This is a genomic window from Ruminococcus sp. 5_1_39BFAA (assembly GCF_964240875.1).
In the GTDB taxonomy this organism is placed as follows: Bacteria; Bacillota; Clostridia; order Lachnospirales; family Lachnospiraceae; genus Blautia_A.
The window spans coordinates 1-6,709 of record NZ_CAXSVO010000062.1 but is presented as its reverse complement, the minus strand read 5'-3'; the positions used below and the strand labels follow the sequence as shown (position 1 = coordinate 6,709).

The 6,709-nt window shown below is 53.0% G+C and carries 7 protein-coding genes; all 7 read right to left on the bottom strand.

Annotation, left to right across the window (positions count from 1 at the left end):
• The coding region (locus tag ACESZH_RS23425; RefSeq protein ID WP_373219492.1) for an S-adenosylmethionine synthetase N-terminal domain-containing protein at positions 1-540 on the bottom strand (540 nt) is incomplete at its 3' end.
• Between the two features lie 518 nt (positions 541-1,058).
• Complete coding sequence (locus tag ACESZH_RS23420) at positions 1,059-3,482, bottom strand: phage/plasmid primase, P4 family (RefSeq protein WP_373219490.1); 2,424 nt, start codon at positions 3,480-3,482, stop codon at positions 1,059-1,061.
• On the bottom strand, positions 3,476-4,162 hold the full coding sequence (locus ACESZH_RS23415) for a type II toxin-antitoxin system PemK/MazF family toxin (RefSeq protein WP_373219488.1): 687 nt from the start codon (positions 4,160-4,162) through the stop codon (positions 3,476-3,478). Before ACESZH_RS23415 ends, ACESZH_RS23420 begins: the two co-directional genes overlap by 7 nt.
• 203 nt (positions 4,163-4,365) lie before the next feature.
• Positions 4,366-4,818 carry a hypothetical protein gene (locus tag ACESZH_RS23410; protein WP_373219487.1) on the bottom strand — a complete coding sequence of 151 codons (453 nt, stop codon included), beginning with the start codon at positions 4,816-4,818 and terminating at the stop codon, positions 4,366-4,368.
• Positions 4,796-5,425, bottom strand: coding sequence for a hypothetical protein (locus ACESZH_RS23405; protein ID WP_373219486.1), 630 nt, complete (start codon positions 5,423-5,425; stop codon positions 4,796-4,798). Before ACESZH_RS23405 ends, ACESZH_RS23410 begins: the two co-directional genes overlap by 23 nt.
• Before the next feature lie 55 nt (positions 5,426-5,480).
• Positions 5,481-5,873, bottom strand: coding sequence for a hypothetical protein (locus ACESZH_RS23400; protein ID WP_373219485.1), 393 nt, complete (start codon positions 5,871-5,873; stop codon positions 5,481-5,483).
• Positions 5,857-6,504, bottom strand: a complete 648-nt coding sequence (locus ACESZH_RS23395) for a hypothetical protein (protein WP_373219483.1) — start codon at positions 6,502-6,504, stop codon at positions 5,857-5,859. Before ACESZH_RS23395 ends, ACESZH_RS23400 begins: the two co-directional genes overlap by 17 nt.
• Positions 6,505-6,709 lie beyond the last annotated feature (205 nt).

Sequence of the window (6,709 nt, the reverse complement as noted above, 5' to 3'; positions counted from 1 at the left end):
GACTGCGCGGTCGATTATTTGAAAAGCGGAAAAATAATTTGCCGTTTGCGTCTCTCTCAATTCGCTGTCCAACACTTTGGCATCTGCTCGGAACATCTTGCTGGGGTGGTTTTTCAGAAGCTCCAGAAACTTGGTCACCACCATGAAGGGAAGCGGCATCATCTCCGGTGTCTCGTTGGTGGCATAGCCGTACATGATTCCCTGGTCTCCGGCACCGTCCTTGTCCACGCCCAGCGCAATATCCGGCGACTGCTCAGATACCAGAATGCCGATATCCATGCAGTGCTCCACGCCAGCACCCAGCCGGTCGTACCCGATACGCCGCAGCACGTCATATGCCAGTTGGTGATAGTCGGGCTTGTGCTTGCTGGTCAGCTCTCCGGCAATGAAAAGCCGGCTATTTTTCAGCATACACTCTATCGCCACACGGCTGTTCTTGTCGTGCTGAAGGCAGTCGGTCACGATAGCATCCGCAATCTGATCGCAGATTTTATCGGGATGGCCACTGCTGACCTGCTCACAGGTGATGATTCTACTCATGTTTTTTGTCCTCGCTTTCATGTAATCACAAAGTAGGCCGCCTTTGCCATTGCCCGACTGTGTCGTTGCCCACAATCGTGGCTCCCACAAAGGCTGCCTGCTAAGTTCCTGTTGTTGAGTTGTCATTTCTTCTTGATGATTTCTTGTTGCCAGGATTTCTTGTTGCTGGTCTGTTGCTGGCGCAGTGAACACAAAGATTGCCCCACAACAACCAGAAATCCTTGATATTACGATACTTTTTCCCTATTTCTCTATTTTTCTTTTCTTCTTGTTGCTATTGTTGCTAGTAAAAACTAAATTACATATAAAAGAAAAGAATATAAATAAAATAGGGTTTCAGGTAGCAACATCAGCAACACCTCAAAAAATGCCGTGATATCAAGGTTTTTCTGTTGCTGGTCTGTTGCTGATGTTGCTGGTCTGTTGCTGATGTTGCTGGTCGTATGCTAGGAGACTGTGTTTTTCTGCCCTCACAAGACAAGCTGTGTGATGCTGCCGGAAAAAGCTGCATCGTATTCTCACGGAATAACATCCTGCGGCTTGAACTCCTCTTTCACCTGCTCTGGCATGACGAATTCAACGTTCAGCACCATCGGCGTTGTGCTGCCCACACCGTCATTAGGTCGCTTCTTTTCTACCCTATACCGCTTCTCAATCTCGGTGTTGAGGTTCTTCGCGGCTTCTGCCCTGTAGCCGTTTTCCTGGCACCACTCTTGGTATCGTTTGTAGACAGCACCTCGGCGAAGCTCACTGCCCTTCTTCTCCTGGATGTTCTCGTCAAAGAATTGACCCATCTTATCCGAAAACATCTGGTAGTCCATCGTGGCCTGCTTGACCGAATCGGGCATGGCAAGCCCCTGACTGCGATACATCCGGTATCCCTCCAGCATCCAGTTCAGGATGCCGGACATATTCTCCGGATCGGCGAAGAACTGCTTCAAGCCCTTGTCCTGCTCGTTTTCCTCGAAGTGCCGGTCAAAAGGGATTATTTTGATTCGGCCGGATTCAAACAGCGTCAGGTCTGTGATATTCGGACGATGGTTCGTGTTGATGAAGATTTTGAAGTTCGGCCGGAACTCAAAGCTGTTCTCATGCAGATAACGGGCAGTGATCGTGTCATTGCCGGTCAGCCGCTTGGTCAGCGCCGCATCCAGTGTGATTTTCTTCTCCGGCTCGGAGATATTGACGAACCTCGCGCCCGCAAGACGAGCGATCTCCTCAGAAGGACCACCGCTCTGGGCGTTGAACTTGGCCTGCAGCATCGTCGGGTCAGCGTTCTTGCCGTACTCGCCCATGATGCGCAGGATGCTCTCCATCGTGGTGCCTTTGCCGTTTCGGGAAGTAGGGCCGTACAGGATGAACAGGCATTCCATCTTGGTATCGCCAGTCAGTGCATAGCCGATGGCCTTCTGGAGATAGTTCGACCGTGCTTTGTCCCCCTGCATGATCTCGTCAATGAACGTTCGCCAGCGTGGGCACTCGGCATCCGGGTCGTAGATGACCGGGGACACCTTTGTGAGATAATCCTCCGGGTCATGCCTGCGGAACTCCATCGTGCGCAGATCCAGCGTACCGTTCTTGCAGTTGAACAGATAGATGTCGCGGTCAAAGGACTTCATCGAGATCGGGAACACTGACTTTGCATCCTTGATCATGGTGTCTCTGTGTTTGCGCAGCTGCAGCTTCTTGACCCTCTCGATGAAACGCTTGCGCGAATCCTCCTCGGTTATAGTCAAGGCAAACACATACAGCTTGTCCGCCAGCAGCTTTGCCAGCTCTGCCACCTTGAGGTTTTCCATATCCGGCTGCCAGACGGTACCGTCGTAGACATACCAGATGCCGCGCTCACTGTTGTACCGTGCGATGGGCTTGAAGTAATCGGCGAAGGCATTGCCCATGCCGATCTCCTCTCTGCCATAGCGTGGATTCGAGTGCGGAGCCATCTCCTCAAGGGTCAGGGTGATGCGTGAGATATCCGGCTGGAACTCGACGGTCTTGTCCTCGTCCAGATTGGCGAACTCCTCATCCACGATGTCCTGAGCATTGACCGGGATGTACACAGAAGATGCCGTGTTCACCGCATTGCGGATGGAAATCGCGCCGTAGGTCGTGCCGGCCTGCTTGCGATCCCATTTCGGTCTCATGAGGCCGGACGCACGGAAAAGGCGATCCATCTGTTCTTCATCGCAGCCGCACCAGAAAGAGAGGATTGCCAGCAGCGCCATGTCAGCGTCGGACTGGCTGTCGTACAGCTCCTCCCAGTCACCGGCGTAGAGTGCCTTGAACTTCTCCCCGCTGGCGGATTCCTCCGCGTGTTTGATGACGGCCTCATCATCCAGATAGGAATGGTGGCGCATCTGAGTGTTCTGCACAGGCTTTGCCCGCTTCATCAGCGTGTCCAGCAGGGTGGTCATGGCAGTCTCGTTGTTGGGGATCTCCCCTTCCGGTTCGCCTGCGCGGTAAACATCCCCCGTCACGGTGACGAAGCGGTTTGTCGCGCCGGGCATATAGACTTCCAGACCAGCCTTGCGGTTGTTGATGTAGTAGACTGTCTTGTCGAACACATAGTCCTCCGGCACACAGAAGAAGCCGCGCAGTCCCTTGCCGGACGGTGAACGTTCCACGTAAGCCGTAGGAAAGATAGAGAGGACGGTCGCCGCTGTGTCGTTCAGCGTCCCGTCCTCCCGGATGCACTTGTCGATGTCAAAGGCACCGATACCGTTGCCGACCGCCACGCCGATGCCGTCGTATCCGCCCATCGCGTAAGCAACGAGGGTGGTCTTGAAGTCGGCAAAGGTGCGCAGGTCATTGATCTTTGCCCTGTCGCCGTTCGCTGGGTTGTAGGGCATCTTGGTTTTCTGGCCATTGCGTTTTTCGTACTTCCATACGCAGAAGCGGCAGGAGGTCTTCAGCAATGCCGGGATATTCTTGATATCTACCATGCTGGTTCCTCCTTGTGTTTAGGGTTGTCCGCGCTCTGGGGAGCCGCAGCGTACTGCGCCTCTGCATTGGACTGCGCATCTGCATCGGACTGGGTATCAGCTCCGCAAGAGCTATCGCCCTCGCAGACACTGTGTGTCCTCTGCATATCCAGCTGGGCGGCAACCGCCTGCTCGATCTCCTGTTTTCTCTCCCTGGAAGTCACTCGGCACAGTCGGCCGCACAGTGCGGACTTCGCAATCGTGGTGATCTGTTCCGCCAGCAGAACCGAATCCTGTAAGGTCTGCGGCCGGAACATACAGCAGTCCTCCTCAGTCAGAATGATATGCGTCGGCATATCCATCCGCTTGAGCTTTGTGGTCAGCGGGATCACCGTCACCGTCCGGGAATACTGATTTCCCACGTCATTGCTGATGACCAGCACCGGGCGGTTGCCGCTTTGCACCGAAGTGCCGTAATGGTCGCCCAGATTTGCAAACCAAATCTCATACCGTCTGGGCAGCGGACCCGTTACCCACGGGCGGGGGTTTTCCAGGCTTACCTGCCCGGGTAAGTTTGCCGCACTGTTCTTAAAGCGTGAAGCACGTTTGTCCTTCGTGCGGCCTATTTTGTCGATGTACTTGTTGACGTGAATTCTTCGCCCTTGCGGTCTGCTCCGGGCGTTTTTGTTACTTCGTCCCATGTGGTTCTCACCTCCCATGATTCCTCCGAGACCCGGAGGCATGAATAGAAAAAGCGCATGAAAAAACCGGAACTCGTAAACGGCTCCGGCGTTCATGCGCTTCTCTATCCAGCTTTCCCAGTATAAAGTATAGCAAAAAGCCGATGTACAGTAAATCGGAAAAATGTTCACTTGCGTTCAATTATGACCGCACTATGTCCAATTCAAAAAGAATTTTCCAGAACACTTTCCATTTTTTCGAGATTGCCCCTGTCTGAATAAATGATGTTAGCAAACTCTACGATGCCAATCTTTTTATACTTTGTTGCCGTTGTGCGGGACATGTACTTGCCCTGCTTTCCAATGATGGCTTTGAGAGGCCTACTCTCAAGGAAATGCTGCCTAAAAACACATTGCGCCTCATATGACGAAAACATTCGTATCGCACGGTCAACAATCTTCGCCCATTCGATAGAAGCTTTGAAGCCTGACAGTGAGCGCTCGGCATACTCCTCGTACATCTCTTTCTCTCTGGGATATTTTGCATCTTCAATACTCTCCAGATTTTTCTTCCACTCTGCCTCTGCTCTTTTTCCATCGGACTTGATTCGCCTGTATTTCTTGCACACCTCTATCGCATAAGCGACTTTCGTATCAAGCGTGTTTTCTTCCTGCATATCGTTTATCCCTCCACTTCATCACATCTGCTATTCCTTGCAACGACGCTTCTTTTTCCCGCTCCACAGTCCTTCGGCCCAGAGGCTGTCCATCCATCCCCACAACTTCCGACTGCTTCTTTCCGTCTACAAAGAGCTGCTCCGCAACAAATCGTGTCTGACCTCGCAGACTGCGAAGCCCGACCTCAAATAATTCAATGTCTTCGCAGACCTTGTAATACGGCTCAAGGAACTGCTCTGTGCGCTGGCTCTGAACCTCACGGTTCATAGAGGCCAGCACCTTATCACAGTTCAAGACTGTGCGCTCCACGGGATTGGATGTGCCGCTGGTCTGAACGCGCTCGGACTGCTCGTGTGCGCCCTGCGACAGCTTGTAGATGATCTCGTCCTTGGTGTAAAACCACGACTTAGATTCCTCATATTGCCGCCGAAGCTCATCCCGCTTCTGCACCAGCAGATGATAGGAATCGGCCAGCTTTCTGGCCTTTTCCAAATAGTCCACCTGCATTCCTTCGACAGAGCGCGTATCTGCGGTGGCAGATTGCGTTTCTTCGGCAGAGCGCGTGTGTTTCGCAGAAACCTCTCGCCTGTTTTCATCAGCCAACATAGTTAAGCCCTCCCTTCTGACCGATTCCTGTACTCACCTGCTTTGTTCAACACGCTTACCCGGTCTGCAAGTGCCGGATTTCCTCCAGCATGATGACCGCACCGACCTCATGCAGAAGCTGAAAAAGCGTATCGATCATCCGCCGCTCCTCTGCCTCCGCTTTCCGGCGAAGTTTTTCCTGCGCCCTCTTACGGCGCTCTTCCTCCTCGATGCGCATCTGCTTCATTACTCCAGAAATCAGCCGCTTCGGATCAAGGTCGGTGAGGACGCCAAACCATTGTGAAAAGAAAAATCGTTCCAGACGCTTCTTTTCCCTCTGCGCATCCTGATTGTAAGGGTTGCGCATAAGGCAGCGAAGTATTGTCTTGTAATCCTTCACCGCCAGGAGGATGATTGCGTTGGCGAGATTCTGATAGCAATCAACATAGTCTTCAACTGGATTTCCCATCTCTGTCCTCCTCGTGTGTCTCAGCGGTCTTCATGTGCTCTGTCGTATCTGCGTGTTCTGTGGGCTTCATGTGCTCAGTCATGTCGGTGCTGCTGACCTCGTCATACCAGGGAGCCGGCACCTTATCCTGCGGGTAACCATACCGATACTCGAAAAGGATGCGCCATGCAGCCTCATACATGAAGTCCACCAGCTTGCGGTTCGGCTCCGGCATTGCGGAGGCTTCCCGGATGAACTCTGCCATGAGCCGCTCCTGCTCTGCGAGGCTAACACCCCGGCGTTTCAATACCGCATCCCGCTTATCCTCCGACAGCATCTTGCAGTCGATGACCGCCTCGGCGAACTGGAAACAGGGCTTTTTGTACCGCTGAATCCAGTCGTAATGCCATGTGACCGCATTAAGGATGACCTGTCGTGTGTCCGGTGCGGTCATCTCAGGTGCATCCACCTCCGCACCGGATTTGTCGCCAGCGCCCGTTATACGAGTATACCGTTCCTCTGCCCGATCCTCAGTACAGAAGCGCCGGTGGAAAGCAAACTCGTGCAGGCGCATCTGACACATGAGCATCTCGATCTCATGTTCATAGGCTTCCTTCATGAGATAGTCCTGCAGAACTCGCAGGTCTGCCATCCTTCGGGCCGGTGTCAGTCCCAGCACCTCACACAGCAAGCCGGAGCCGTTGTAGGGCCGAAACATGGCGAATGGAATAAAAAAGCCGTCCATATCCCGCTTGTGTTTGCGGTTCTGGACGTGCTCGGTTTGTCGCCCCGCAAAATAAAGTTCCTGTCTCTTGCACAAAAACAGCGAATTATTATATCAGTTCCATAATGATGTC

What these genes read in the sequence shown, in the direction of transcription:
- ACESZH_RS23420 (WP_373219490.1), bottom strand. Translation starts at nt 3,482, where the DNA reads ATGGTAGATATCAAGAATATCCCGGCATTGCTGAAGACCTCCTGCCGC.
- ACESZH_RS23400 (WP_373219485.1), bottom strand. Translation starts at nt 5,873, where the DNA reads ATGGGAAATCCAGTTGAAGACTATGTTGATTGCTATCAGAATCTCGCC.
- ACESZH_RS23405 (WP_373219486.1), bottom strand. Translation starts at nt 5,425, where the DNA reads ATGTTGGCTGATGAAAACAGGCGAGAGGTTTCTGCGAAACACACGCGC.
- ACESZH_RS23415 (WP_373219488.1), bottom strand. Translation starts at nt 4,162, where the DNA reads ATGGGACGAAGTAACAAAAACGCCCGGAGCAGACCGCAAGGGCGAAGA.
- ACESZH_RS23395 (WP_373219483.1), bottom strand. Translation starts at nt 6,504, where the DNA reads ATGGCAGACCTGCGAGTTCTGCAGGACTATCTCATGAAGGAAGCCTAT.
- ACESZH_RS23410 (WP_373219487.1), bottom strand. Translation starts at nt 4,818, where the DNA reads ATGCAGGAAGAAAACACGCTTGATACGAAAGTCGCTTATGCGATAGAG.